The organism is Dechloromonas sp. ZY10, assembly GCF_041378895.1.
Taxonomy (GTDB): Bacteria; Pseudomonadota; Gammaproteobacteria; order Burkholderiales; family Rhodocyclaceae; genus Azonexus; species Azonexus aquae.
This window is the reverse complement of sequence record NZ_CP144212.1, coordinates 1,356,642-1,380,395: the sequence shown is the minus strand read 5'-3', so window position 1 is coordinate 1,380,395 and position 23,754 is coordinate 1,356,642. Positions and strand designations below refer to the sequence as shown.

Genomic DNA, 23,754 nt, shown 5'->3' with positions numbered 1-23,754 from the left:
GCGTGACAAAGCCACTGGGAGCAGCCCCCTTGGTTTGGGTACAAATCACCATCAATCGCCGCTCCACCACGCCGCAAGACAGCACAACCGGCGCCCGCTTGGGCTTTTTGGGGCGATCCAGATCTGCCAGCCAAGGCAGATCAACGCCCAGCACCTCCCGGTACAAAAGAGTACCCGTGTGGCTGAAAACAGCCTTTGCGCCTCGTCGACCGTGACAATGTCCGGTAGCCGCTGGCACTTGGGCGGCTTGATCAAATGGGGCATCGCCCAGGGCTTCTTGAGCACATGGACGGTGAAGAACTTCAGTCCGTAGAGATCAAGCTTCACTGCGCTCCACGAATGCGTGCCGATCAGGTCGCTGAAGTACTCAGTCAATTGCGCTTCCGAAAGATCATCGACGCGGTAATCGAAATACGCACCCGGGCGACGAATCGCCCGCGCGTAGGCGTCAATCGTCTTGGGCTGCAGCCCCTTCAACTTCAGGTGCTTGAGATGGCTGTCGTACTGCCGGGCAAAGTGCGCCGAAAAATTGCTTGGCATACCGGTCTATCCTCTCGAAATATCGCAGAATCCACCCTTCGACACGAAGGGGTGAATGTGCAGGATACGTCTTGGGATACCGCAGGAACCCAACTCCGCGTAGCGGCTTCGTTCAACCCTGCGCTCACCCGGACGCTGCGCGATAAAGCCGCGCAGCGCCGGTTACCTCCACGTTAGCCATTTCAATTCGAAAGGTAGCGACATGGATATCGACGATTCAATGCTTCAGTGGTCCCAAACTGTCTATGGCGTTGCTCATTCATTGCATCTCGCCAATTCAATAAAACTTGGGAATCTCACGGCTCTGATTGAAAGCCTTTCGGCGGCAGAGCAGTGGAACCAATCTGACCTCGGTTTTACGTCATCGCTGCCTACGAAAAGGTTCAAGGACGGCTCAATAAACCTGGATGGAAAGGACCACGGAGAGGTCTTCAGCATTCTTTCTGAAAACATCGTCAAGATCCTATTCGTAAATCTTGCGGTTCTTGCGGACGAATGCCTAAATCAACTAATAGCGGAAGCTGGAACACCCCCGCCGAACTACTTGACGAGCAAAGCCGAGTGGGTGAAGTCGAGAATTGAAGACAAATACGAGTGGGCCGCTAATGGAATGCTTGAGCTTTGCGCTCTCAGAAATGCGGTAGTCCATAACGGAGGGAAAATCAACAAATCCGTGATCGATATTCTTGAGAAAGCAGGTGTTACAGACGCGAAGCTCGGTCACGAGGTGTCACTCTCATTCGGTGATCTGTTTCGCTACAGGCGCGCATTACGAACTGTCATTGGCGAACTTCAGAAGCTTAAGCAAAATGGCTAACGATTAAGGTTAGATCGTAATCGCGAAGCGAGCCGCGATCTGAACCGGTTGTTGAACAAGCCCGGTTCCCTGCAAATAGCTTTTTGGGTTTATTTATTACGCATGCCGGGCAGCTATCCCGGCACTTTTCTGGATAGCCTGCGGACTGGCCAAGGGTCGTCGGTCAGGCCATTTCTACGGTCGACCACGCCAATCGGGCCGTTTTCAGGCCGAGCGCGGCCGTGGCGCGGCAAAGCGCAGCGGTTTCTTGGGTACGCCGGCTTACACGGTCGGCTCCAGCGGCAAATCAGTGCTTCGTCGTCGGTCGACCGTAGCCGGCGGTAGCCGCCGACGCTTGACCATTATCGGCGCGCCGCAGCAGGCACACAGAAAACGCGGGGGCAGCTTGGCCTCTGCCAGCGGGAGGCGTGATCACCGGCGTAAAATTCCAGCCTTTCCGCCTGCGGGCGGCTTTCCGGATGACCGCTAATGAATGCCGAGATGCTGACCAAGTGGCCTGATGTTCCTGCCTGTTATGAATGGCTGGCGCTGGACCGGCGCGGGCAGTGGCGTTTGCGCGGCGAGCGGGTGACGCATGGCGGCTTGATCGCTTTTTTGAACCACCACTACGAGGCCGATGCCGACGGTTGCTGGCGGGTGCTCAACGGGCCGCAGCGGGTGTATGTCGATCTGGCGCTGACGCCGTGGGTGTATCGCCGCGAGGGCGAGGATTTTGTCACCCACACGGGGCTGCCGGCCGGGCCGGTTGCGGCGGTGTATCTGACGGCGGCGGGTGAGGTTCTGCTGGCGGCCGATCCCGGCATCGGCCTGCTCGACGACCGCGACCTGCCGGCCCTGCTTGCGGCTTGCCGCAATGCCAGCGGTGGCGAGCCACCTGCCGAGGTCTGGGAGCAACTCCTTGCCACTGCCGAGACGGCTGCCGGCCTGGAAGCCGGTAGCGGGATTTTCTGGGGCGATTTGCCATTGCAACTGTTGCCCGCCACCTGCGACCTGGGCGTCCACTTCGGCTTTTGCGCCCGCCCGCGTCCGTAAGCCGACATTCGCCAGTCCGGTACGCTGTGGCGGCAAAACCGCCACTCGCCACTCGCCACTCGCCACTCGCCACTCGCCACTCGCCACTCGCCACTCGCCCTGAGCCCTGAGCCCTGAGCCCTGAGCCCTGAGCCCTGAGCGCAGGCAAGCCTGCATTTTTGCGGGCATTCACGGTCGACCGTGAAATCGGGAGATTTTCAGCGCAAGGACGGCGGGCTTTGCCCGGCACGCCCTGGCGGTCACCTCGCCCGGCCAGCCCGATGGCCGGGCTGCAGGAACAGGTGTTGCCGGCGATTCGGGCTACGGGTGATACGGTGCCCGAGGCTGCCCCTGCCCTATTCGCCGAAATTCGCCTTACGCCAGGCGGCAACCTCCGGCAGGGCCAGCGGGTCGTCGCGCAGTGCGGCGTCGGCTTGCTGCAGCAAGGCGCGCTGGCGGGCGTCGAGGCGCTTGGGAAAAACCGGCTGCAAACGAACATGCAGGCTGCCGGGCAGGTGCTGCTGGCGCCCGGGGTAGCCGCGCCCGGCAAAATGCAGATCGCGCGCTTCCGGCAGGCCTGGGTCAAGACGATGGCAGAGGCGCTGGCCGCCGAGCAGCGGGATGTCGATGTCGTCGCCGGTGAGCAGGCTGAAGGCGCTGACCGGCATCACGCAGTGCAGGTCGCGACCGCGCCGGCGGTAGAGCGGATGCGCACGAATCACCAGAGTCAGGAACAGGTCGCCGGGCTGGTGCTGCTCGTCGCCGGGTTCGCCCTGGCCGACCAGGCGTAATTCGTCGCCGGCCAGCATCGCCGGTGGCACCAGAACCTCCAGCGCAACGGCGCGGGTTTCGCAGCCGCTGCCCTGGCAGTCGTCGCACACCCGCCGCGAATAAACGCCTTTGCCCTGGCACTCACCACAGGTATCGAGCCGCCCACCGGAAACTACGATCCGGCCGCTGCCATGGCAATGACGGCAGAAGTGGGTACGCAGGGGGCCACCTTCGCCGCTGCCGCCGCAATTCCGGCAGGCCTGGCTGCGCAGTAGTGAAAGGGTTTTGCTGCAGCCCAATGCTGCCTCTTCGAGCGACAACACCAGGTTTTGCCGCAGGTCGGGGGCACGCGGCAAGGCACTGTCGGCAGCCGATGCCGAACTGGGCGGTGGCGTCGGCTCGGGCGCGTCCTGCGGCTCGGAGGCCTGGTCGATACGGGTTGCCGCCCGCTCGCTGGCCGACAGCAAATGCTCGTAGGCACCGCGAATCTGGGCAAAACGTTCACCGGCCTTGGGATGAGCGTTGCGATCCGGGTGCCAGCGCATCGCCAGTTTGCGGTAGGCCCGCTTGATCTCGGCGGCTGAAGCCCCGGGGCGCAGACCAAGGATCGCGTGGTTTTTCATCGTCTCGGCAGTGGGCGGGCAGAAGGACGATTGTTCTCCTGCGGCAGAACGCCGTCAACCGAAATCGGCCGGAAGGATAGTCGCCGGCCGATTCCGACGGTTTTTGCCGGTTTGCTGCGGTCGACCGTGAAAACCGCGATAATCTGCGCTCCGTTTGCCGCCACCACTTTCTTGCCGCTGCCATGTTCAAAATTTTCCCCGCTGCTGCCCTGCTCGCCGCCCTGCTCCTCGCCTCCGGCATTTTTGGCCCCGCCGCCAACGCCCAGAGCCGCGACGTACGGGTCGGCGGGCTGGGCATCCGCAAATGCGTCGAATGGCAGCAATGGAAGCAGCAGAACAACGGCGAGGTGCGCGCGCTGGCACTGGAATGGGCGGCCGGCTTTATTGCCGGCCATAACGTGTATGGCCGCAACGGCGGCGAGCCGGTGAATTCGGTGGTCGCCGAATCGGCCGTACTGGCGACCCTGCTCGACAGCTACTGCCAGAAGAATCCGGAACAGCGGATTCTCTCCGGGGTGATGGAGATCACCCAGAGCCTGGGCGGGATGAAAACCCAGGTCGCCCCGAAAAAGCCAGCCAGTCCGCCGCCTGCAAGCGAAAACAAGGTCCCGCGCGAATCCTGAGCTTAGGATTCAGGATCAAGGATCCAGGGATTAGCGCTATTAGGGTAACCCCCCCTCTCTTGATCCTTGAGCCCCGCCCCCGAATTCAATCCCCCCCTGGCCGGCTGGCCAGCAGTTCGTCGAGCGCCGCGTACAGGGCGCGGGCGTTGATCGGCTTTGACAGGTGCTTGTTGCAACCAGCAGCAAAGCTGCGCTCCTCGTCTTCCTTCAGCGCATTGGCGGTCAGCGCATAGATCGGGATCGGTGGCAGCCCGGCCGCTTGCTCACGGCGGCGAATTTCCATGGTGGCCTGAATGCCATCGAGCACCGGCATCTGCAGGTCCATCAGGATCAGGTCATACCCCCCGGCAGCACTCACTGCAACTGCCTGGGCCCCGTCGCCGACCACTTCCAGCCGGTGCGCGGTCTTGGCCAGCAGCCCCTGCATCACCTTGACGTTGAGGGTATTGTCCTCGGCCAGCAGGATACGCAGGCTCGGTCCAGCAGCCGCCACCGGATTCGCCGGCTGGGCCGGTGGCGGAGTGGAAGGCAACAGGCAGGCGGCCAACTCCAGGCGCAGGACATGGAGCAGTTCCTTGCGCTTGATCGGCTTGACCAGGAAACGGATTCCCAGTTCATCGGCAATCCGCCGCTGCTCCTGCGAATCAGCCGACGACAGCATCACGGTCGGCACGCCCCGCGCCAACGGTAGTTCGCGCAGCCTGCGAATCAGTGCAAAGCCGTCCATTTCCGGCATCTGGCAATCGAGCAGCAGAATTTCCGGAAGCGGCGCCTGCGCCAGTCGTGCCAGCGCCTCGGCGCCGGTGACCGCCTCCTCGACCTGAAGGCCGTGCGGCTCAAGCTCACGGCGAACAATCAGGCGATTGACAGCGAAGTCATCGACCACCAGCACCCGTTTGCCCTCCAGCGAAAGCGCTTCCCAGGGAGTCGGGTCGACTTGCGCCGGCGGCAAGGGCAGATGGAAGTAAAAGGTGGTGCCCAGCCCCGGTTCGCTACGGACCCCGATCTCGCCGCCCATCAGGCGGATCAATCGCTGAGTGATGGTCAGCCCGAGCCCGGTTCCGCCATAACGCCGGGTGATGCTGCCATCGGCCTGGGTAAAGGCGGCGAAGATGCTGCCCAGCTTGTCCGGGGCAATCCCGATACCGCTATCCTCGACTTCGAACAGCACCTGATCGGGCGGCTCACCCCGGCGCACACGGACGACAACGCCACCGCCATGGGTGAACTTGATCGCGTTGCCAACCAGATTGACCAGGCATTGCTGCAGCCGCTTGCCGTCGCCGCACACCCAGCGCGGCAGGCCCGGCTCGTAGTCGAGCGCCAAATCGAGCCCCTTCTCGTGCGCAGGCAAGGCCAACAGGTCGAGTTGCGCGTGCAACAACTCTTCCAGCGAAAAATCCTCGCGATAGAGTTCGAGTTGCCCGGCTTCGACCTTGGACAGATCGAGAATGTCGTTGATGATGTTGAGCAGGTTATGGCCGGCGGTATTGAAGATATCGACATAGCCCTTCTGTTCCACGGTCAACGTCGTTCCCGAGAGAATTTCGGCCATCCCGAGGATGGCGTTCAGCGGAGTCCGGATTTCGTGGCTCATATTGGCCAGGAACTCGGACTTGGCCCGCGTCGCCTGCTCGGCCTGCTCCTTTTTCAAGGCCAGTTCCTGCATTGCGGTCTGCAGGTCGCGGGTGCGGGCCTCGACCCGTGCTTCCAGCGCCTGGTTCATCGCCGCCAGTTCGGCCTCGGCCGCGTTACGTGCCTGCAAGCCGCGCTCGGCTTCGGCCAACAGCCGGTTGAGCGTGCCCACCAGTTGCCCGAACTCATCGTCGGCATGCCAGCGGGCCGGCCGTAATTGCTCGGCGCCGGGGGCCGCCGGATCAACTGCGGCAATCTGCCGGTTAAGCCGCACCAGCGGCCGGATGATGTAGAAATGAAAGACCACGGCCAGCAACAGGCTGAGCACCAGCGCCCAGATTACCCGGGCCAGCAGTTTGGTGCGGGCCAGATGGAAGAAACGTTCGCCCACGACGCCAGCAGCGACCTCGATCTGCAAGGCTCCGACCTCGCCCGGCTGCTCACCGGCACGATCGGCGTAATAGAGGATTTCGCGATGGCTCCCCATGCCGGCCAACAGCATTTCGCCGAGTTCGCGGTGCGACTGAGCCGGCGCCGGCCGGGCGCTCTCGGCCAGCAGGTTGCCGAAATTGTCATAGAGGCGAGCCTGTTGCAGCAGTTCGATCTGCATCAGGCCCTGCACCACGTTCTCGGCTTGCATGGCATTCAACTGGTAAGCGGCTTCGGCCGCCGAGCCACCAATTTGCGCGCTTTCCTGGCGCAGGGAGTCGGCCACGCTCTGGCGTACCGCCTGCCAGTCGAGGGCCAGTTCGACACCGCCAACCAGGAGACCAACCAGCAGTGCGAAGACCAGAGTCAGCAAACTCTGGCGTTTGGCCAGGCGGCGAACTTCACGCCCTTGCTGGTTGCGATTCAATCGCTCACCACACCTTTCTCGACGCCGTGCTTCTTTTTCAAAGTGGCCACGGCAGCCCGGTTCTGCTTCAACCAGTGGCTGAAGTCGCGTACCACCTCAGGATGGCGGATGCTCGCCAGATGGTAGTCGTTGCGGCTGGCGGGGAAGTCGCTGCGAAACTGCAAGGCCCCGGGCTTGTGCAACACCTGTTCGAGTTGGTAATTGACCACCGCCACGTTGGCATAAGCACCATCGACCCGCCCGGCCAGGGTCTGCCGGATCAATGCGTCAAAGCCGGTATTTTCGGAAACCGCGACCTTACCGGACTTGATCCGTTCGCTCCAGGCCCAGGGAGTAAAGCCGCTGACCGTGCCGAGCACGCGCACATCGTCGGCCTGCCTGATCTTGCCGCCAGCGACCACAAACACGCCATCGACGCTGGCCATCACCGGATCGCTGTAAGCAATCTTGTGCCCACTGCGCTGCTCGCCCTTCCAGTTCGGGTTGTCGGGAAACTTGAAATCGACCTGACCGTCGAAAAACGAGGCATACAGCCGGGGGACCGGCAAAGCCCGGTATTCGACCCGGTAACCGCGATCCTTGGCATAGGCATCGAACAACTCGCGGGCAAAGCCGCGATACTCGCCGTTTTCGTAGCTAAAGGCAGGCAGGTAGGGCTGGTTCTCAACCCCGATCACCAGATCTTTGGGCGGAGTTGCAGCTGCCAGTCCACTCAGAAAGGCCAGCGAGAAGACAACAAGGCGATGCGACATGAGCTGCTTCTCCCTGAGGGCAAAGTGGCTATTCTAGCCCGGAAGCCGGCGCCGGAACTCAGTAACGCCGCAATACCACCGCATCGGGCGCCTGCTGGAGCACGGTGAAGGGCAGGATGCCGATCGTTCGTCCATCCTGGGTCGCAACCACCAGCCGCCATGCCCCGGCCGCCGGCGCAGAAATCCACGAGTAGCCGCGAAAGCCGCGTTCGCGCCCGCCGCTGCTCTCGAAACGGCTACGCCCCTGGATTTGCCAGCCGGCAGTCCCGAGAAATTCCCAGCGATGCTCCAGCCGCGCGGTGACCCCGGACGGCGCATGCACTGCCGAGAGCCCGTACAAACGTCCTCCGGGGGGGACATGCACGATCGCAGCCTGGCTGCGCCAGAACTGCCAGGCCGGCGCCGGCTCGACCTGCAACAGGTAATCTCCACCCCGCTGCTCAAAGCCCTGACCAATCACCAACTCCTTCTTGACCAGCGGCACTGGCGCAATCATCCCGCCCTGCCAGGCGGCCAGCAGCACCCCGGCCAGCAGCCAGGCCGGACCGATCCGCCCCGGCCGCCCCGGCGCCAGCCACCAGCAAGCCTGAGCCAGCAACACCCCAGCCAGGGTTGAGACATAGAACCAGCGGGGGTCGAGACTGCCCAGCGCGTAAGGCAGGGCAAAGTTGGCGAGCAGGATGGCGTTGATCGCAAACAAGGCCCAGGTCAGCGTGAACCGCCGCCCGTAGCGTTCGCCAACGAATTCGTTGGCGACCAGCAGGCTGCCCAGGAGCAGGGCGACCAGCCAGGCACCGAAATGCCCTGAACTCTTGAAGTAAAGGATGAACAGCGCCGAGAAGATACCGCCGAAAAAGAACTGCACCGCCAGATAAGGGGCCTGCCAGCCCAGCCGTGCCCGCCAGCCCGCATCGAGCGGCGGCGGCAGCAGCGCACGCGCATCGCGCCGTGCCAGCCACCAGGCCAGCGCAGCAGCGCCGGCAAGAAAAAGTCCCAGACGGACGAAGTCGAGCGGCCGGACACGCTGACCGATGGTCAATGCATCCCAGATGAAACCAGCAAAAAAGGCGGCTACCGGATAAAACCGCCGCAAGGACCCGAGCACAGACTTTCTCCTGCCAACGACAGAAAAACAAAACCCCGCTTCGCTTGCGCTGGGCGGGGTATTGTCCGTTACTGACGGGGTCACCAGCATCGCTGGCGGAGACGGAGGGATTCGAACCCTCGATGCAGGTTTTGCCCGCATGCTCCCTTAGCAGGGGAGTGCCTTCGACCTCTCGGCCACGTCTCCTTACCGTTCGGTAACGAGGCGCGAATACTACACGCTTCGCGCCACCTGGTCAATCACCAATGCAAATTATTGCTGATCGAGACCAAAAGCGCGGTGCAGGACACGAACCGCCAGTTCCAGATATTTCTCGTCGAGGACGACGGAAATCTTGATCTCGGAGGTGGAGATCATCTGGATGTTGATGCCTTCGTCGGCCAGGGCCTTGAACATCTTGGAAGCAACGCCCGGGTGGGAGCGCATGCCGACGCCAACGGCGGAGACCTTGCAGATCTTGTTGTCACCAGTGACTTCGCGCGCGCCCAGCTTGGCCTTGACCTCTTCCAGGATCGCCTGAGCCTTGGCGAAATCGCCGCGATTCACGGTGAAGGAGAAGTCGGTGGTGCCGTCGTGACCGACGTTCTGGATGATCATGTCGACGTCGATGTTGGCTTCCGCGATCGAGCCCAGAATCTGGTAGGCGATGCCCGGGGTGTCGGGAACGCCCAGCATGGTCAGCTTGGCTTCGTCGCGATTGAAGGCGATACCGGAAATGATCGGTTGTTCCATGTTCTTGTCTTCCTCAACAGTAATCAGCGTGCCCTCGCCTTCATCCTGGAAGCTGGACAGCACGCGCAGTTTGACCTTGTACTTGCCGGCGAACTCGACCGAGCGGATCTGCAGCACCTTGGAGCCGAGGCTGGCCATTTCCAGCATCTCTTCGAAGGTGATGGTGTCGAGTTTCTTGGCTTCCGGCACGACGCGCGGGTCGGTTGTATAAACGCCATCGACGTCGGTGTAGATCTGGCATTCATCGGCCTTCAGCGCGGCAGCGAGCGCAACGCCGGAGGTATCGGAACCGCCACGGCCGAGCGTGGTGATGTTGCCGAACTCGTCCACACCCTGGAAACCGGCGACGACGACGACCTTGCCGGCATCGAGGTCGGCGCGCATGTTCGACTCATCAATCGACAGGATGCGAGCCTTGGTGAAAGTACTGTCGGTCAGAACCTTGACTTGGCCGCCGGTGTAGCTGCGGGCCGGGACACCGATTTCCTTCAGCGCCATCGCCAGCAGGCCGATCGTGACCTGTTCGCCGGTCGAGCAGATCTGATCCAGCTCGCGCGGATCCGGCGTGGCCGAAATTTCCTTGGCCAGCGCGATCAGCTTGTTGGTTTCGCCGCTCATTGCGGAAACGACCACCACCACCTGGTGGCCCTGTGCGTGGAACTTGGCCACACGCTTGGCGACATTCTTGATGCGCTCGGGGTTACCGACCGAAGTGCCACCGTACTTTTGAACAATCAACGCCATGGAAGTATCCGGTTAAACGTTGCAAACGGGAAAAAAGAAGGCCGGATTTTACCCCAGCCCCGCTTTATTCAGAACAGAAAAGTGTGTTTTTCAGATCTCGGCAAGCGCCCGCAGATGGGCGCCGACACTGCGTGCCAGCGAGCTCATCACATAGCCGCCTTCAAGCATCGAAACGATCCGCTTGTTGCTGAATTCGGCCGCCACCTTCATCAACTGCTCGGTGCACCAGGCATAGTCTTTTTCGACCAGTTTGAGGCCGCCCATGTCGTCCTCGTAATGTCCGTCGAAACCGGCGGAAATCAGGATCATCTGCGGCTTGAACTCGCGCAGGCGCGGAATCCAGACCTGGGCGACAGCGTCGCGAAACTCTTCGCCGCCGCAACCGGACGCAAGCGGCACGTTGCACATGTTGGCTGCCGGGTTGTCGGCACCGCTATAGGGATAGAAGGGGTGCTGGAAAATGCTGCACATCAGCACCTGCTCGTCGCCGGCGAAGCAGTCCTCGGTCCCGTTGCCGTGGTGGACGTCGAAATCGATGATCGCGACCCGCTCCAGGCCGTGCGCCTTGAGCGCGTGGCGGGCGGCAACCCCGACGTTGTTGAAGAAACAGAAGCCCATCGGGTTGGCCTTCTCGCAGTGGTGGCCGGGCGGGCGCACGGCACAGAAGGCGTTCTGCGACTGGCCGCTCATCACCAGGTCGACAGCCAGCACACCAGAACCGGCGGCACGCAGCGCGGCCTGCCAGGTATGCGGATTCATCGCGGTATCGGGATCAAGATGGACTACGCCCATTTCCGGCGAAGCACGCTTGACCCGCTCCAGATGCGAGGCCGGATGCACGCGCAGGAGTTGCTCGAAGGTCGCCAGTGGCGCGTCGTGATAAACGAAATAGGCATCGATTCCCTGCGCGATCATGTAATCGTTGATCGCGGTCAGGCGTTGCGGGCATTCCGGGTGATGCGCCCCCATGTCGTGCAGGAGACAGTCGCGATGGGTAATGAAGGCAGTGGTGCTCACTTGTTCTCTCTTTTCTCTGGCGGCGCGCATACCGGCGCTCGGTGAAATGCCATTATGTTCTCATTTCCCTGCTCGCTTCAAGGTCTAAGGCCGGACTCGCAGAATAAAGCGGGGGCGCTGTCGTCAAATGCAAACAGCGCCACTGGCACGCGGCCAACTCGCTTTAGAATAGGCCCTCTAGCTCTCGCCCCGGAATCACGCCATGCCTGGAGACCCCCTGCCTTCCGCCACCCCGATGCATGCTGTGCTCGAACGTGCCAACCAGATCATCCTGGGCAAGGAAACGGAAGTGCGATTGGCCCTGACCTGCCTGCTTGCGGGCGGCCACCTGTTACTCGAAGACCTGCCCGGGATGGGCAAAACCACCTTGGCGCACACGCTGGCCGGATTGCTGGGACTCGACTACGCCCGCATCCAGTTCACCAGCGATCTGCTGCCAGCCGACATTACCGGGGTTTCGATCTTCGACCGTGAACGCAGCGATTTCCACTTCATTCCCGGCCCGATTTTTACCCAACTGCTGCTTGCCGACGAAATCAATCGCGCCACCCCAAAAACCCAGAGTGCCTTGCTCGAAGCGATGGAAGAAGGCCAGGTGACCTGCGAAGGAAGCACCCGGCCGCTGCCCCAGCCCTTCTTCGTGATCGCCACCCAGAACCCGACTCACCAGATCGGCACCTTTCCGCTCCCCGAATCGCAACTGGACCGTTTCCTGATGCGCCTCGAACTCGGCTACCCGACAGCCGCCGCCGAACGCGCCCTGCTTGCCGGCGGCAGCCAGCGCAGCCAGACCCGGACTATGACGGCCTTGCTCGATACCCGCGAACTGCCGACCTTGCAGCAGGCGGCAGCGGCAACCCATACGGCAGCACCGTTGATCGACTACGTGCAAGCCCTGCTCACAGCAACCCGCCATCACCCCGATTTTGCTCATGGCCTTTCGCCTCGTGCCGGACTGGCACTGCTCGCGGCGGCCCGGGCCTGGGCCTGGCTGGCCGGACGCCGGATGGTGGTTCCCGACGACGTGCAGGCGGTTTTTGCTGCCGTCGCCCGCCACCGCCTGCGTTCGGCGCAAGGCAACGGGTACGCCAGCCAAGAGCAAGTCGCAGCCCTGCTGCGCGAGGTTGCGATTCCCTGAGCCAGATAAAATGGGCTTATCCACGGTCGACCGTGTCAAAACCGCTTTTTTCCGCCGCCGGCGTGATGGCAGCGGCACGATCCGCCTCGACCGTCATCGCATCTACATCCTTCCCACCGGCGCCGGCCTGCTCTACGCGCTGACCTTGTTCACGATGCTGCTCGGCGCGATCAATTACAGCCTGACGCTTGGACACCTGCTGGTTTTCCTGCTCGCCGCACTCGGGCTCAACGCCATGCTGCACACCTTCCGCAACCTGTACGGATTGAGCCTGACGCCGGCCCCCTGCGCCCCGGTCTTTGTCGGCGAAAGCGTGCATTTTCCGCTCCGGCTGGCCGCTGCACCCGGTGTTGCTCACCGGGCCCTGGAGTTTCTGCCCGCCGGCGGCAGCCCGGTCCGACATGCGCAATGCGTCGATAGCGACTGGATCGCCCTACCCGTTCCTGCCAAGCAACGCGGCTGGCTGAGCCTGCCGCGAATCAAGCTGGCCAGCCGCTACCCGCTCGGCCTGTTTGTTGCCTGGAGCTGGCTGCAGCCAGAAGTGCGGGCTCTGGTTTATCCCGCGCCTTGCGTCACGCCGCTGCCAGTGCCGCTGCCAGCGGCCGGCGAACTGGCCAGCGGCCAGGAAGGCAGAGAGGATTTCGCCGGCTTCCGAGACCGGCAACCGGCCGACTCGCCCCGCCATGTAGCCTGGAAGGCAAGCAGTCGCCAGAGCGCAGAACGCCCCTTGCTGGTCAAGCAGTTTGCTGGTGGCGCTCGGCCCGAATACCGTCTGGATTGGCTCGCCTGCTCCTCCGGTGACCCGGAAGCACGCCTCTCGCAGCTATGCGGCTGGATCCTTGCGGTGGATGCTGCCGGCAGCCGTTACAGCCTGTCGCTCCCCGATTGCGAAATCGCTGCCGCGCATGGTCCGGCTCACCGCCAGCGCTGCCTGGAAGCGCTGGCCCTGTTTCCGGCACCAAACGGATGAGTCAGCCGCTGGCCGCCCCGGCTGCTCTCGAGCACGCCGCCCTGCCTTGGCTGCAGGCTGCCGCCGTCGCCAGTCTGTTGCCGCACGCCGGGCAACTCCCCCCCTGGCTGACATTCGGCTGTGCCGTGCTGCTTGCCTGGAGCCTGACTCAGGCCATGCGCCAGGGGCAATTGCCTCCGCGCTGGCTGTTGCTGCCCCTGGTCGGCATCGCGGCAACCGGCATCGCACTCGAATACCGCAGCCTGTTTGGCCGCGACCCCGGAATTGCCCTCCTCGTCGCAATGGCTACGCTGAAGCTGCTCGAACTGCGCAGCCGGCGCGATGCGATGGTGTTGCTGACCTTGTCTTGCTTCCTGCTGCTCACCCACTTCCTCCACAGCCAGAGTATCCCTACCGCACTCTGGCTGCTGCTTGCGCTCTGGCTGATCGTTGCCGCGCTGCTGCGCCTCCAGACCAGCGTCCTGCCCCCCCGGGCGCTGCTGCGCGAAGCGGCCCGCTTGTGCCTGCAGGCGATCCCGCTGACGCTCCTGCTGTTCATCCTCTTCCCGCGTATTTCCGGCCCGCTGTGGGGCTTGCCGCAAGATGCGCAGCGCGCCCGCAGCGGCCTGGCCGAACAGATCGAGCCAGGGAGCATCGCCGATCTGGCACTGAGCGGTGAAATTGCCTTCCGGGTTCGCTTCGATGAAACACCACCGCCCCGGCGTCTGCTTTACTGGCGCGGACCGGTACTGGAACTGCTGCAAGGGAACGCCTGGCGCCCCCTGCTGGCCAGCCGCCAAGCCCCCCGGATTGAAGCCACCGGCCCGACTCTGACCTATGAATCGACCCTCGAGGCCAGCCGCCAGCACTGGCTGTTGGCGCTCGACGCGCCGGGCGCCTGGCCGGCCGATGCGGAGTTGACGCCCAGCCTCAGCCTGCGCAGCCGCGAGCCGCTGCATGAACGCCAGCGCGTGCGCCTGGCTGCCCATCTCGATTACCGTTTTAACCGCGAGGCCAGCCCCGGGGAGCTCCAACGCAACCTGCGCCTGCCGGGTGACAGCAACCCGCGCAGCCAAGCCTTGGGACGTGAATGGCAGGAGCGCATTGCGTCGCCCCGGGAGCGTGTCGTCCAGGCTCTGCAATTATTTGCCCAAGCCCCGTTTGCCTACACCCTGCAACCGCCAATCCTCGGCCAACATGCGATCGATGACTTTCTATTCACTACCCGGCGCGGTTTCTGCGAGCATTATGCAGCCGCCTTTGCCCTGCTGATGCGTGCCGCCGGGGTACCGGCCCGCGTGGTCAGCGGCTACCAGGGGGGCGAACTCAATCCGGTAGATGGCTATTTTGAAGTCCGCCAGTCCGATGCCCATGCCTGGACCGAAGTCTGGCTTGCCGGCGAAGGCTGGCAACGGGTTGACCCGACTGCGGCCGTTGCTCCCGAACGAATTGAACGCGGCATCGTCGCCGCTCTCCCGCTCGGTGAGCCGCTCCCGCTGCTCGCGGCACTACGCACCGACTGGCTGCTGGCGCTGCGCCACCGCTGGGATGCGGCCAACAACGCCTGGAACCAGTATTTCATTGGTTACAACGCCGAACGCCAACGTCAGTGGCTGGCCGCCGTTGGCGTGGCCACCAGCGATTGGCGGCGCTGGGCGCTGCTGCTGACCGGCGGCGGCAGCCTGCTGCTGGCCGGACTGGCACTCCGGTTGCTCTGGCATCGGCCACGCCGGGACCCGCTGCGCCAGGAATGGGAACGCGCCTTGCGCATTCTGGCCCGCCACCAAGTACACTGCCAGCCGGGCGAAGCGCCGCTGGCCTTGCTCGCCCGCGTCAACCAGGAAATGCCGGCACGTGCTCCGGCTTTCGCCCAGGTAGTCCAGGTTTATCTGGCGGCCCGCTACGGGCCTCCCTCCCCCCCCACGGCTGCCGTGACCGCCGCCCGGCAACTACGCGCCGCTGTGGCGCAACTCGCAAAAGGAAACAGGTTTTGAGAACTCCCCGCCTCTCGCTTTTCACCCAGCTGCGCCGGGCGCCGAGCCCCTGGACGCTGGCTGCCATTTTTGCCCTCTACGCACCGTTGACCGTGGCGGCCGGCAAACCGGCCCCGGAAAAACTCCCTCCGCTGGCAGATGACAGTGCGGTGGTCAGTTTTGCCCGCGACATGGAACAGCGCCATGGTTTCAATGCCGACACCCTGCTTGCCCAGTTTGCCCAGGTGCGCGCCAATCCGCGCGTGCTGCAGCTGATCAAGCCCCCGGCGACACCGCAGCAACGCTCATGGGAACGCTATCGCCCTCGTTTCCTGAACGAACGGCGAATTGATGGCGGGGTTCGTTTCTGGGTGCAACACCGCGACCGGCTAAGCCGGGCCAGCGCCCTCTACGGTGTTCCGGAAGAAATCATTGTCGCAATCATCGGAGTCGAGACCGAATACGGTAAAAACACCGGTGGCTTCCGGGTGCTCGAAGCACTGGGAACGCTGGCCTTTCACTATCCGCCACGTGCCGACTTCTTCCGCACCGAACTCGAACAATTCCTGCTGCTGAGCCGGGAAAACCAGCTTGATCCGCTGACGGTCAAGGGCTCGTTTGCCGGCGCCATCGGCATTCCGCAATTCATGCCCGGCAGTCAGCGGCGTTATGCCGTCGACTTTGACGGCGATCAGCGAGTGGACCTGTCAGGCAGCGTGGACGATGCCATCGGTAGCGTCGGCCGCTTTCTCGAACAGCACGGCTGGCAGGCCGGCAAACCGATTGCCGAAGCAGTACGCGGCAACTCGGCACCACCGGCCGAACTGCTTGAAGCAGGTATCCGCCCCACGCTCGGTGAACGCGAATTGCGTGCCGCCGGGATCAGCAACGAACTTGGCGAACAGGCACGAGTGGCCTTGATTGACCTGGTTTCGCCCGAACGCGAAACGGAGTACTGGCTGGGTCACGACAACTTTTATGTCATTACCCGCTACAACCGCTCCAGCTTCTACGCGATGTCGGTTTTCCAGCTGGCCGAGGAAATCCGCCTGCGTCTGCCCCGCTGACGCCAAACCACCCACCCCGGCGCACCGGCACCGGGGTAGCGTGATTAGAGCAGGGAATCGCGGGAAATATTGCCGCGCTTGATGATCTTGCGCAGGTTATCCAGACCTTCCATCTGGATCTGGCGGACCCGCTCGCGGGTCAGTCCGAGTTCGCCGGCAATGCTGTCGAGCGTCGCAATATCGGTACCGTTAAGCCCATAACGCCGCTCGATCACCAAGCGCTGCCGTTCCGACAGCCGACTCAGCCAATCTCCCAGCAGCGAGCCGATCTCGCTTGACTGGAGCAAGGACTCCGGGTCATGCCCTTCTTCGTCAGGAATCAGTTCGGCCATGCTGTGAGCCGAGTCGACATCGAGCGGCGCATCGAGCGATGCAATGTGTTCATTGAGCGCCAGAATGCGCCGAATCTCCTCGACCGGCTTATCGATCAGCGCAGCGACCTTTTCCACGGTCGACTCGCGTTTTTCGGCAGAATCCAGGTGCCGCATCGCACGCAGGACCACGTTGATTTCCTTAACCACATGTACCGGCAAGCGGATCGTCCGCGACTGGTTCATGATTCCGCGCTCAATGCTCTGGCGAATCCACCAGGTCGCATAAGTCGAGAAACGAAAACCGCGCTCGGGATCGAATTTTTCCAGCGCGTGGATCAGGCCGAGATTGCCTTCCTCGACCAGATCCAGCAAGGGGATGCCGCGATTGAGGTAGTGCTTGGCGATATTCACCACCAGCCGCAGATTGTGCTCGATCATTTTCTGGCGGGCGGCGAAATCACCAGCCCGCACCTTCCTGGCGGTAGCCAGTTCCTGCTCCGGTGTCAACAGCGGCTTGGCGCCAATTTCATTGAGGTACAACTGGGTGACATCTTCGAGCAATTCAAGCTCGGGGGTCACCACCTCCGGTTCGGGCAACAAAACAGCCTCATCAGGCTCCGGGGAAAATTCCTCTTCGTCTTGCTGCTCGCGGTAGTCGCTCATCGTTTTGGCAAAAATTGGGCTGGATCGACAGGTTTACCTTGCTTGCGAATTTCAAAGTGCAACTTAACCGAATCGGCATCCGTATTCCCCATTTCGGCAATTTTCTGCCCGCGGGTTACCTGCTGCCCCTCGCGCACCAGAATCTTGCGGTTGTGGGCATAGGCCGACAGGAAAGTCGCATTGTGTTTGACGATAACCAATTCGCCATAGCCGCGCAAGCCTGCCCCGGCATAAACCACCTTGCCGTCGGCAGCGGCAAGCACTGGGTCGCCCGCCTTGCCGGCAAAATCGAGCCCCTTGCTGCCCACCTCGGAGAACGGGGAACTGAGCTTAGCCGCCGTCGGCCAGGCCCAGACCAGCTCATCGGCGGCAACTGCGGCAGCCGGTGCGCCACCAGCAACCGCAGCAGCAGGAGAGGGAACCACATCAACCGGTTTGGCCGGCTCCGGCACCTTTGGGGTCTCCGGCAAGCGGTTGAGCCGGGCATAAGCCTCATCGGAATAAGGCTCTTTTCCGGCCCGCGGTTCGCGCTTGACGCCACCGCCAACTGCCGCAGCGGCAACAGGAGCCGCAGCAGCAGCCACCGGCTGAGGCTCGAGCGGACGGGTCTCGACCAGCGGCGCCGCACCGACCGGCTTGGCCTGAACCGGTGCCTCGCCACCGCCCCCCCCCGGGTTTGCGCTCACCCGCAGCGACTGCCCCTCGCGGATCGTGTAAGGCGGCGCAATCCCGTTCCACGCCGCCAACTCGCGATAGTCCAGCCCATGCTCAAGGGCGATCCGGTACAGAGTATCACCACGCTTGACCAGATAGCCGCCCCCCGCCGCAGAGGCCGGCAGGGCGCTGCTTCCTGCATTCCGCACCGGAGCGCTGCGCTCCTCGGCGGGTGCCGGCGGCTGCGACATGCAAGCAGTCAAGATCAGGGTCGAGGCGACCATGAGCGGAACGGCGAAAGAAAAATTGGGCTTTGCGCTCATTGCATTCCAGAAAGCAGGGGAACAAAACGAACTGCATCAAGACGGGTCTCAACCAGGCCTTGTGCAGTTCGCTCGATCAGGCTCAGATACTGCTCACCGGCGCCAATCGGCAGGATCATGCGACCACCCGGCGCCAGCTGCGCCAGCAAGGCCGGCGGAATCGCAATTCCGGCAGCCGCGACGATGATGCTGTCGAAGGGAGCCACTTCTGGCAAACCGTGCTGGCCATCGGCATATTTCAGGCGGACATTGAATTGCTGCAAGGTGCGCAGGTTCGCTTTGGCCTTTTCCAGCAAGGGACCAATCCGTTCCAGTGCATACACCTCGCTGGTCAATTGTCCGAGCACTGCAGCCTGGTAGCCGCAACCGGCACCGACCTCAAGCGTCCGCCCCAGAGCGGGACGCCCATTGAGCAGCAATTCGATCATGCGGGCGACGATGAACGGCTGCGAGATGGTCTGCCCCATCCCCAGCGGCAGCGCCGTATCCTCATAAGCACGGGATGCCAGCGCCTCTTCGACAAAAACGTGACGCGGTACGGCAGCCATCGCCGCCAATACCGCCTCGTTACGGATTCCCTTTTCCCGCAGGCGGTCAATCATGCGCGCCCGCGTCCGTTGGGAAGTCATGCCAATACCTTGCAACACCTGGCTTTTACCTCATCCAGTCGCGAATTGTCGGAAGTTGCGAAACATGGGTCAAATCGATCTGCAGTGGCGTCACCGACACCCGCCCCTGCTCAAGCGCATGAAAATCGGTCCCCGGTCCGGCATCGGCTGCCGCCCCGGCCGCACCGATCCAGTACAAGGTTTCATTACGCGGAGAAACCGTACGCACAACCGGTTCGGCCTTATGGCGTCGGCCGAGGCGGGTGATTTCCCGCCCCTGCAGATCGGCATATGGAATATCCGGAACATTGACATTGAGCAAGACCGGCTCACGAATCGGGTTGGCAATAAAACGCTCGACCATTTCCCGCGCAACCCGCCCTGCCGTTTCAAAATGTCGCCCGGCAAAGCTGGTTAGGGAAAAAGCCAGGGCCGGAACGCCAAACAAATAGCCTTCCGTAGCTGCTGCCACCGTCCCCGAATAAATGGTGTCATCCCCCATATTCGCACCGAGGTTGATCCCGGAAACGATCAGGTCAGGCTGACGGTCAAGCAAGCCGGTCAGTGCCAAATGCACACAATCGGTCGGCGTCCCATTCACGTAATGGAAGCCGTTTGCCGCCGTTTTTAAATGCAGCGGTCGATCCAGTGTCAGGGAGTTACTCGCACCGCTGCGATTTTGCTCGGGCGCGACGACGACAATCTCGCCCAACCCATCGAGAGCGGCCGCCAGCGCCGCCAAACCCGGGGCAAAATAACCGTCGTCGTTACTGAGCAGAATACGCATCGGCGACAACCTCAAACCAGCAGTTGCTCAAGCGTACCGCCAGCGCTCTGCCACGCCTCAACCCATTTCGGCATGCGGCCACGACCGGTCCACTGCAATTCGGCATTTTGCGGATGACGATATTTAACACGGACCTTGATCCCGGCCACGGCCTTCGGCTTGACCACTTCCTTGCCGACAAGTTCCTCCATCTGATAACCGCGAGCCTTGGCCAGAGCACGCAATTCTTCAAGAATCGCTGCCTTTTCCTGAGCTTCGCGGCGTTTCAATTCAGCCGGAATTTGTTGCAACAGATCACGCAATGCAACAGTTGAAAGCGTCGTCAAATCCATATATCACCTCATTAATCTAATAGCCTGGAACCGCTCGACAGATTACGTCTGGGCAGAACCGGGTGAAACCTTATTCTATTCGCTGTTGAAAAAGCTTGGGAAGGAATCGCAGAAAATAAAACCGATCTATATCCGTAAAACTTCTAATCAACAAATGAAAAGAATCGAGGCGCCAAGGCAATCCCTGAATCACGGGCTCGACGAAGCATCAAGGATGCCGTCAATTTTACGGCAGGCTGTTCGCGCCCCTCGCGCCGCAGTTGCGGCAAGCAGCCCTCAGTTGAGCTTGCTCGGACTACCGCAGCAAGCCTTGTATTTTTTGCCGCTGCCGCAAGGGCATGGATCATTGCGACCGACCTTCTCGTCTGCCGCTACAACCTTGCCTCCCCCTCGCTTGTTGCGCCAGAAGTTGTACAAGGTCTGCACGATCAGCGGCAGGTTTTCCTGGACATCGGCAATCAGGCGCGCCTCCTCTGCCGGCGCGAACCAGCGTTCACCGCTATTCTCGACATCCTCCTTGAGCATGCCATTGAGCAAAAACAGGGGTTCGAGCAATTCCGACAAATCTTCGGCGTGTTTCCCGGCCTGTTCATACCAGTCGCCGCCCAGATTGGCACCCACAATATATGCATCAGCCCAGGCAGCGAAATCATAGAGATCGCTGCCCTCATCCACCGGATAAAGCAAAGGCGCAACCGTTTCATCTGCCAGCAGGGATTGGGCAATCTCGTTGTTCAGACGCATCAGCAACTCAACCGTTTCCGCGACTTCGGCGGCAGCGGCATTCTCCAGACCGGGCCCCAGCGCCTCGGCCAGCCAGACCCCGGGCATGACCGGCTGCGGACCGCTGATTACGGCGCACAACAAGGCCTGAATCTCGTCAAGACGGAACGCCTCGCCAGCGAAGGCTTCACATTCGAGCAATTCTTCCAGGCGATCCAGATCGGACTCGGTGAGCGGCAGCGTATTCATGAACAACATCCTCCTATCGATGGCCCGAATCATAGCCGACTTTGCTACATTCGCCTTGTCCTGAGCGTCGTCTCCGGGCTACAAGCCGCGCGCCCAGTCCGGCCGCAAACCGGCTGCAGCCGGTTTGACCATTGCCGCTCGAACCTGCGCCAGCAGGCGCTCCTTGTCCGCTCCCAGGGTTCCCTTGAGGATCAACCAGTTGCTTGCATGATCGCTGCGGAACACTGTCCGCCGCAGTTCCAGCGCCGAAAGAAAGTGCTCCATTTCGGCGAACAAGGCAGGCGGAGCCAGCGGCTCCCAATCGGGAAAGGCCGCGCGAAACCGCTCCTCGCCTCTGGGAAAGCTAACCACCAGCGTCGCCAGATATTCCGGCTGAGTCGCATTCGCCAGACGGGCCGAATTTTCTGCATGCTGCCGGCTCCAACTCTGCCCGGCAAGACCGTTGAGGATCATCACCGACCGGGTGATTCCAGCGCTGCCAAGCTTTTCCAGCGCAGCACAGGTGGAAGCATAGGTTTCGCCCTTGTTCACCGCTGCCAGCACGGCATCATCCCCGGATTCGGCTCCGACATAAGCCATGCTCAAGCCGGCTGCCGCCAGTTCGTTCACTTCCTGCTGACTCTTTTTCTGCAGGTTACGCGGCAAGCAGTAGCTCGAAATCCTTCTGACCGCCGGAAAATGGCTACGGATAGCAGCCAGAATTGTCAGCAGGCGGCGAGTCGGCAGGACCAGGGCATCGCCATCGGCAAGAAATACCCGCCGCACCTGCTGCCCGTATAACTCGCCGGTACGGCGAATACTGGCGAGGACTTCATCTTCGTCGCGGGCCCGAAATTTCTTTTGCGGCGCGGTATACATTTCGCAAAAAGTGCAGCGATTCCAGGAACACCCGTCGGTCACTGGCAAGATCAGTGATTCGGCCTCGCTGGGTGGACGATAGACCGGCTCGACGTAACGAATCGGCAACATCTTTGCGCTTATTTTCGGCCGGCCTGCAGGCGCTCAACAAATGCCTGCGGCAGAGGTGCCGGGCGCCGCGCCTGGTAATCAAAAAACATCATTCCATGCTTGCCGCGCGCCACCTCACGTTCGCCGACCGAGAGCCGCCAGACGAAGTCGCAACCATATTTATTGAAATCATCCGCTGCCATTTCAATCAGCAGGGTTTCGCCGTGAAAAGCCTCGGAACGGTACTGCACGGCGGCATCGGCAACGATCACTCCGACACCTTCGACATCCAGTTCCGAATATCCCAGACTGCGGAAAAACCTCACCCGGGCCTCGGATACCAGCATCAGCAAGGCTGCATTGTCGAGGTGATTGCCATAATTGATGTGATTAATGTAAATCGGAATTTCGGTCGCAAACGAAAATGATTTAGGAAGATCGATCTTGATACGCGGCATGGTTAACGTGGAGAAAAATCAGAGACACAGAGCAAGCCGCCGGCCGGCTTACTCAGCCAGCGGAAACTCGCTTTCGGAATAAAAGCGGAAAGTGCCACGACCTGCATGCTTGGCCTGATACATGGCCATATCGGCGTGACGTGACAGGGCATCGAAATCGCGACCATGCTCCGGGTAGATGGCGATCCCGATGCTGGTACCGATCTCGACCCGATGTCCCAGCACCTCGAAAGGACGCTGCAAGGCCTCGACAATATTCGCAGCGACACAGGCAGCATCCTCGCGCTGCCGGAGATCACGCAACAATGCCATGAACTCGTCGCCGCCCTGGCGGGCCACCGTATCGCTTTCGCGAATGCTGCCGCGCAGGCGGCGCGCGACCAGGCGCAGCAATTCGTCGCCCGCATCATGCCCAAGGGTGTCATTCACCGCCTTGAACCGATCGAGATCGAGGAAAATCACCGCAAAATGCAGATTGTTGCGATGACTGACCGCCAACTCCTGCTCGACCCGGTCGCGATACAGGGTACGGTTCGGCAGGTCGGTCAGCGCATCGTAGAAGGCCATGCGCTGCAGATTTTCCTCGGCGGTCTTGAGTACGCTGATATCGGAGAACACACCGACGTAATTGGTCAACTCGCCGGCATTGTTGTAGATCGCAGTGATCGACAGCCATTTCGGAAACTCGCTACCGTCCTTGCGCCGATCCCAGACCTCACCCACCCAACGCCCGTTGCGATCAAGCGAGGTCCACATCTCGCGGTAAAAATCTGCATCATGCCGGCCGGAACTGGTGACCTTCGGCGTTTTCCCGATCACTTCGGTCGCCTCATAACCCATCATCCGGCAATACGCTGGATTGACGTCGAGAATCCGGGTTTCCGGATCGGTAATGACAATCCCTTCCAGCGTGTTTTTCAGAATCTGATCGGACAACTGCAATTGCTTCTCCATCTGCCGCCGCTGCAGATGGGCCTTGACCCGTGCCCGCAATACCGGTGCGACAATCGGCTTGGTCAGGAAGTCATCTACCCCCTCCTCCAGCCCTTGCACCTCGGCTTCATCGGAGGTGTCGGCAGTCAGGAAGATCACCGGCACATCGCGGGTTGCCGGGGCGGCCCGCAGGGCCTCCAGTACCTGATGCCCATCCATTTCGGGCATCATGATGTCGAGCAACACCAGATCAGGAGTTTCCTTGCGGGCGGCGATTTCCAGCGCCTGGCGGCCGCTGGTAGCGGTTTTCAGACGATATTCACGCTGCAGGATGGAAACCAGCACGTGCAGGTTTGCCGGGACGTCATCAACGAGCAGCAGGAGTGGTCGGGTATCGTGTTCCATCATC

General features: G+C 61.8%; 23 protein-coding genes and 1 tRNA gene. 7 read left to right on the top strand and 17 right to left on the bottom strand.

Annotated elements, in window-relative coordinates:
- Positions 1-51: 51 nt before the first annotated feature.
- Positions 52-540, bottom strand: coding sequence for a site-specific integrase (locus VX159_RS06250; RefSeq protein WP_371325113.1), 489 nt, complete (start codon positions 538-540; stop codon positions 52-54).
- A 202-nt stretch (positions 541-742) separates the two neighbouring features.
- Here VX159_RS06250 and VX159_RS06245 point away from each other — a divergent pair, with 202 nt between their 5' ends.
- On the top strand, positions 743-1,357 hold the full coding sequence (locus VX159_RS06245; RefSeq protein ID WP_371325112.1) for a hypothetical protein: 615 nt from the start codon (positions 743-745) through the stop codon (positions 1,355-1,357).
- 468 nt (positions 1,358-1,825) lie between these two features.
- Positions 1,826-2,389 (top strand): DUF2946 family protein, encoded by a 564-nt coding sequence (locus VX159_RS06240; RefSeq protein ID WP_371325111.1) that lies wholly within the window; start codon positions 1,826-1,828, stop codon positions 2,387-2,389.
- 335 nt (positions 2,390-2,724) lie between these two features.
- On the opposite strand, the gene VX159_RS06235 is transcribed toward VX159_RS06240, so the two are convergent.
- Positions 2,725-3,762, bottom strand: coding sequence for a DnaJ C-terminal domain-containing protein (locus VX159_RS06235; protein WP_371325110.1), 1,038 nt, complete (start codon positions 3,760-3,762; stop codon positions 2,725-2,727).
- Between the two features lie 182 nt (positions 3,763-3,944).
- Here VX159_RS06235 and VX159_RS06230 point away from each other — a divergent pair, with 182 nt between their 5' ends.
- Positions 3,945-4,385 carry a hypothetical protein gene (locus VX159_RS06230; RefSeq protein WP_371325109.1) on the top strand — a complete coding sequence of 147 codons (441 nt, stop codon included), beginning with the start codon at positions 3,945-3,947 and terminating at the stop codon, positions 4,383-4,385.
- Positions 4,386-4,470: 85 nt separating this feature from the next.
- Here VX159_RS06230 and VX159_RS06225 read toward each other — a convergent pair whose 3' ends face one another.
- The 6 genes from VX159_RS06225 to VX159_RS06200 form a co-directional block, all read right to left on the bottom strand.
- On the bottom strand, positions 4,471-6,876 hold the full coding sequence (locus VX159_RS06225; protein WP_371325108.1) for a response regulator: 2,406 nt from the start codon (positions 6,874-6,876) through the stop codon (positions 4,471-4,473).
- The gene (locus tag VX159_RS06220) at positions 6,873-7,628 is read right to left on the bottom strand and encodes a substrate-binding periplasmic protein (RefSeq protein ID WP_371325107.1); all 756 of its coding nucleotides are present in this window, start codon (positions 7,626-7,628) and stop codon (positions 6,873-6,875) included. The genes VX159_RS06225 and VX159_RS06220 overlap by 4 nt, the downstream gene beginning before the upstream one ends.
- A gap of 58 nt (positions 7,629-7,686) precedes the next feature.
- A complete protein-coding gene (locus VX159_RS06215; RefSeq protein ID WP_371325106.1) occupies positions 7,687-8,733 on the bottom strand; it encodes a DUF2914 domain-containing protein in 1,047 nt (348 codons plus the stop codon).
- A gap of 93 nt (positions 8,734-8,826) precedes the next feature.
- A tRNA-Ser gene (locus tag VX159_RS06210) sits at positions 8,827-8,919 on the bottom strand.
- Between the two features lie 66 nt (positions 8,920-8,985).
- Entirely contained in the window at positions 8,986-10,209 is a 1,224-nt protein-coding gene (locus VX159_RS06205) for an aspartate kinase (protein ID WP_371325105.1), read from the bottom strand.
- A gap of 90 nt (positions 10,210-10,299) precedes the next feature.
- Entirely contained in the window at positions 10,300-11,226 is a 927-nt protein-coding gene (locus VX159_RS06200) for a histone deacetylase family protein (RefSeq protein WP_371325104.1), read from the bottom strand.
- A gap of 202 nt (positions 11,227-11,428) precedes the next feature.
- Here VX159_RS06200 and VX159_RS06195 point away from each other — a divergent pair, with 202 nt between their 5' ends.
- Genes VX159_RS06195 through mltB form a run of 4 tightly spaced genes read left to right on the top strand, consistent with a single transcriptional unit; the run spans position 11,429 to position 16,353 of the window.
- The gene (locus VX159_RS06195) at positions 11,429-12,364 is read left to right on the top strand and encodes an AAA family ATPase (protein ID WP_371325103.1); all 936 of its coding nucleotides are present in this window, start codon (positions 11,429-11,431) and stop codon (positions 12,362-12,364) included.
- A 10-nt stretch (positions 12,365-12,374) separates the two neighbouring features.
- Positions 12,375-13,334, top strand: coding sequence for a DUF58 domain-containing protein (locus VX159_RS06190; protein WP_371325102.1), 960 nt, complete (start codon positions 12,375-12,377; stop codon positions 13,332-13,334).
- Complete coding sequence (locus VX159_RS06185; RefSeq protein ID WP_371325101.1) at positions 13,331-15,307, top strand: DUF3488 and DUF4129 domain-containing transglutaminase family protein; 1,977 nt, start codon at positions 13,331-13,333, stop codon at positions 15,305-15,307. The genes VX159_RS06190 and VX159_RS06185 overlap by 4 nt, the downstream gene beginning before the upstream one ends.
- Positions 15,304-16,353 carry a lytic murein transglycosylase B gene (mltB, locus tag VX159_RS06180; protein WP_371325100.1) on the top strand — a complete coding sequence of 350 codons (1,050 nt, stop codon included), beginning with the start codon at positions 15,304-15,306 and terminating at the stop codon, positions 16,351-16,353. Before VX159_RS06185 ends, mltB begins: the two co-directional genes overlap by 4 nt.
- Before the next feature lie 44 nt (positions 16,354-16,397).
- On the opposite strand, the gene rpoS is transcribed toward mltB, so the two are convergent.
- From rpoS to VX159_RS06135, 9 genes are all read right to left on the bottom strand, one after another.
- Complete coding sequence (rpoS, locus tag VX159_RS06175) at positions 16,398-17,330, bottom strand: RNA polymerase sigma factor RpoS (protein WP_371325099.1); 933 nt, start codon at positions 17,328-17,330, stop codon at positions 16,398-16,400.
- Complete coding sequence (locus VX159_RS06170; protein ID WP_371325098.1) at positions 17,327-18,235, bottom strand: peptidoglycan DD-metalloendopeptidase family protein; 909 nt, start codon at positions 18,233-18,235, stop codon at positions 17,327-17,329. Before VX159_RS06170 ends, rpoS begins: the two co-directional genes overlap by 4 nt.
- A gap of 68 nt (positions 18,236-18,303) precedes the next feature.
- Positions 18,304-18,936 (bottom strand): protein-L-isoaspartate(D-aspartate) O-methyltransferase, encoded by a 633-nt coding sequence (locus VX159_RS06165; RefSeq protein ID WP_371325097.1) that lies wholly within the window; start codon positions 18,934-18,936, stop codon positions 18,304-18,306.
- 25 nt (positions 18,937-18,961) lie between these two features.
- Entirely contained in the window at positions 18,962-19,702 is a 741-nt protein-coding gene (surE, locus tag VX159_RS06160) for a 5'/3'-nucleotidase SurE (RefSeq protein ID WP_371325096.1), read from the bottom strand.
- A gap of 11 nt (positions 19,703-19,713) precedes the next feature.
- On the bottom strand, positions 19,714-20,034 hold the full coding sequence (locus VX159_RS06155; protein WP_371325095.1) for an H-NS family nucleoid-associated regulatory protein: 321 nt from the start codon (positions 20,032-20,034) through the stop codon (positions 19,714-19,716).
- Between the two features lie 276 nt (positions 20,035-20,310).
- Positions 20,311-21,006 (bottom strand): UPF0149 family protein, encoded by a 696-nt coding sequence (locus tag VX159_RS06150; RefSeq protein ID WP_371325094.1) that lies wholly within the window; start codon positions 21,004-21,006, stop codon positions 20,311-20,313.
- Positions 21,007-21,084: 78 nt separating this feature from the next.
- The gene (locus VX159_RS06145; RefSeq protein ID WP_371325093.1) at positions 21,085-21,975 is read right to left on the bottom strand and encodes a radical SAM protein; all 891 of its coding nucleotides are present in this window, start codon (positions 21,973-21,975) and stop codon (positions 21,085-21,087) included.
- Between the two features lie 8 nt (positions 21,976-21,983).
- Positions 21,984-22,412 carry an acyl-CoA thioesterase gene (locus VX159_RS06140; RefSeq protein ID WP_371325092.1) on the bottom strand — a complete coding sequence of 143 codons (429 nt, stop codon included), beginning with the start codon at positions 22,410-22,412 and terminating at the stop codon, positions 21,984-21,986.
- A 48-nt stretch (positions 22,413-22,460) separates the two neighbouring features.
- Positions 22,461-23,753 (bottom strand): diguanylate cyclase domain-containing protein, encoded by a 1,293-nt coding sequence (locus VX159_RS06135; protein WP_371325091.1) that lies wholly within the window; start codon positions 23,751-23,753, stop codon positions 22,461-22,463.
- Between the last annotated feature and the right edge of the window lies 1 nt (position 23,754).

Excerpts from the sequence above, each read along its gene's own strand:
- VX159_RS06250 (WP_371325113.1), bottom strand. The coding sequence starts at position 540 with ATGCCAAGCAATTTTTCGGCGCACTTTGCCCGGCAGTACGACAGCCAT.
- VX159_RS06245 (WP_371325112.1), top strand. The coding sequence starts at position 743 with ATGGATATCGACGATTCAATGCTTCAGTGGTCCCAAACTGTCTATGGC.
- VX159_RS06240 (WP_371325111.1), top strand. The coding sequence starts at position 1,826 with ATGAATGCCGAGATGCTGACCAAGTGGCCTGATGTTCCTGCCTGTTAT.
- VX159_RS06235 (WP_371325110.1), bottom strand. The coding sequence starts at position 3,762 with ATGAAAAACCACGCGATCCTTGGTCTGCGCCCCGGGGCTTCAGCCGCC.
- VX159_RS06230 (WP_371325109.1), top strand. The coding sequence starts at position 3,945 with ATGTTCAAAATTTTCCCCGCTGCTGCCCTGCTCGCCGCCCTGCTCCTC.
- VX159_RS06220 (WP_371325107.1), bottom strand. The coding sequence starts at position 7,628 with ATGTCGCATCGCCTTGTTGTCTTCTCGCTGGCCTTTCTGAGTGGACTG.
- VX159_RS06205 (WP_371325105.1), bottom strand. The coding sequence starts at position 10,209 with ATGGCGTTGATTGTTCAAAAGTACGGTGGCACTTCGGTCGGTAACCCC.
- VX159_RS06195 (WP_371325103.1), top strand. The coding sequence starts at position 11,429 with ATGCCTGGAGACCCCCTGCCTTCCGCCACCCCGATGCATGCTGTGCTC.
- VX159_RS06190 (WP_371325102.1), top strand. The coding sequence starts at position 12,375 with ATGGGCTTATCCACGGTCGACCGTGTCAAAACCGCTTTTTTCCGCCGC.
- VX159_RS06185 (WP_371325101.1), top strand. The coding sequence starts at position 13,331 with ATGAGTCAGCCGCTGGCCGCCCCGGCTGCTCTCGAGCACGCCGCCCTG.
- rpoS (WP_371325099.1), bottom strand. The coding sequence starts at position 17,330 with ATGAGCGACTACCGCGAGCAGCAAGACGAAGAGGAATTTTCCCCGGAG.
- VX159_RS06170 (WP_371325098.1), bottom strand. The coding sequence starts at position 18,235 with ATGTCGCAGCCGCCGGCACCCGCCGAGGAGCGCAGCGCTCCGGTGCGG.
- VX159_RS06165 (WP_371325097.1), bottom strand. The coding sequence starts at position 18,936 with ATGACTTCCCAACGGACGCGGGCGCGCATGATTGACCGCCTGCGGGAA.
- surE (WP_371325096.1), bottom strand. The coding sequence starts at position 19,702 with ATGCGTATTCTGCTCAGTAACGACGACGGTTATTTTGCCCCGGGTTTG.
- VX159_RS06155 (WP_371325095.1), bottom strand. The coding sequence starts at position 20,034 with ATGGATTTGACGACGCTTTCAACTGTTGCATTGCGTGATCTGTTGCAA.
- VX159_RS06150 (WP_371325094.1), bottom strand. The coding sequence starts at position 21,006 with ATGAATACGCTGCCGCTCACCGAGTCCGATCTGGATCGCCTGGAAGAA.
- VX159_RS06145 (WP_371325093.1), bottom strand. The coding sequence starts at position 21,975 with ATGTTGCCGATTCGTTACGTCGAGCCGGTCTATCGTCCACCCAGCGAG.
- VX159_RS06140 (WP_371325092.1), bottom strand. The coding sequence starts at position 22,412 with ATGCCGCGTATCAAGATCGATCTTCCTAAATCATTTTCGTTTGCGACC.
- VX159_RS06135 (WP_371325091.1), bottom strand. The coding sequence starts at position 23,753 with ATGATGGAACACGATACCCGACCACTCCTGCTGCTCGTTGATGACGTC.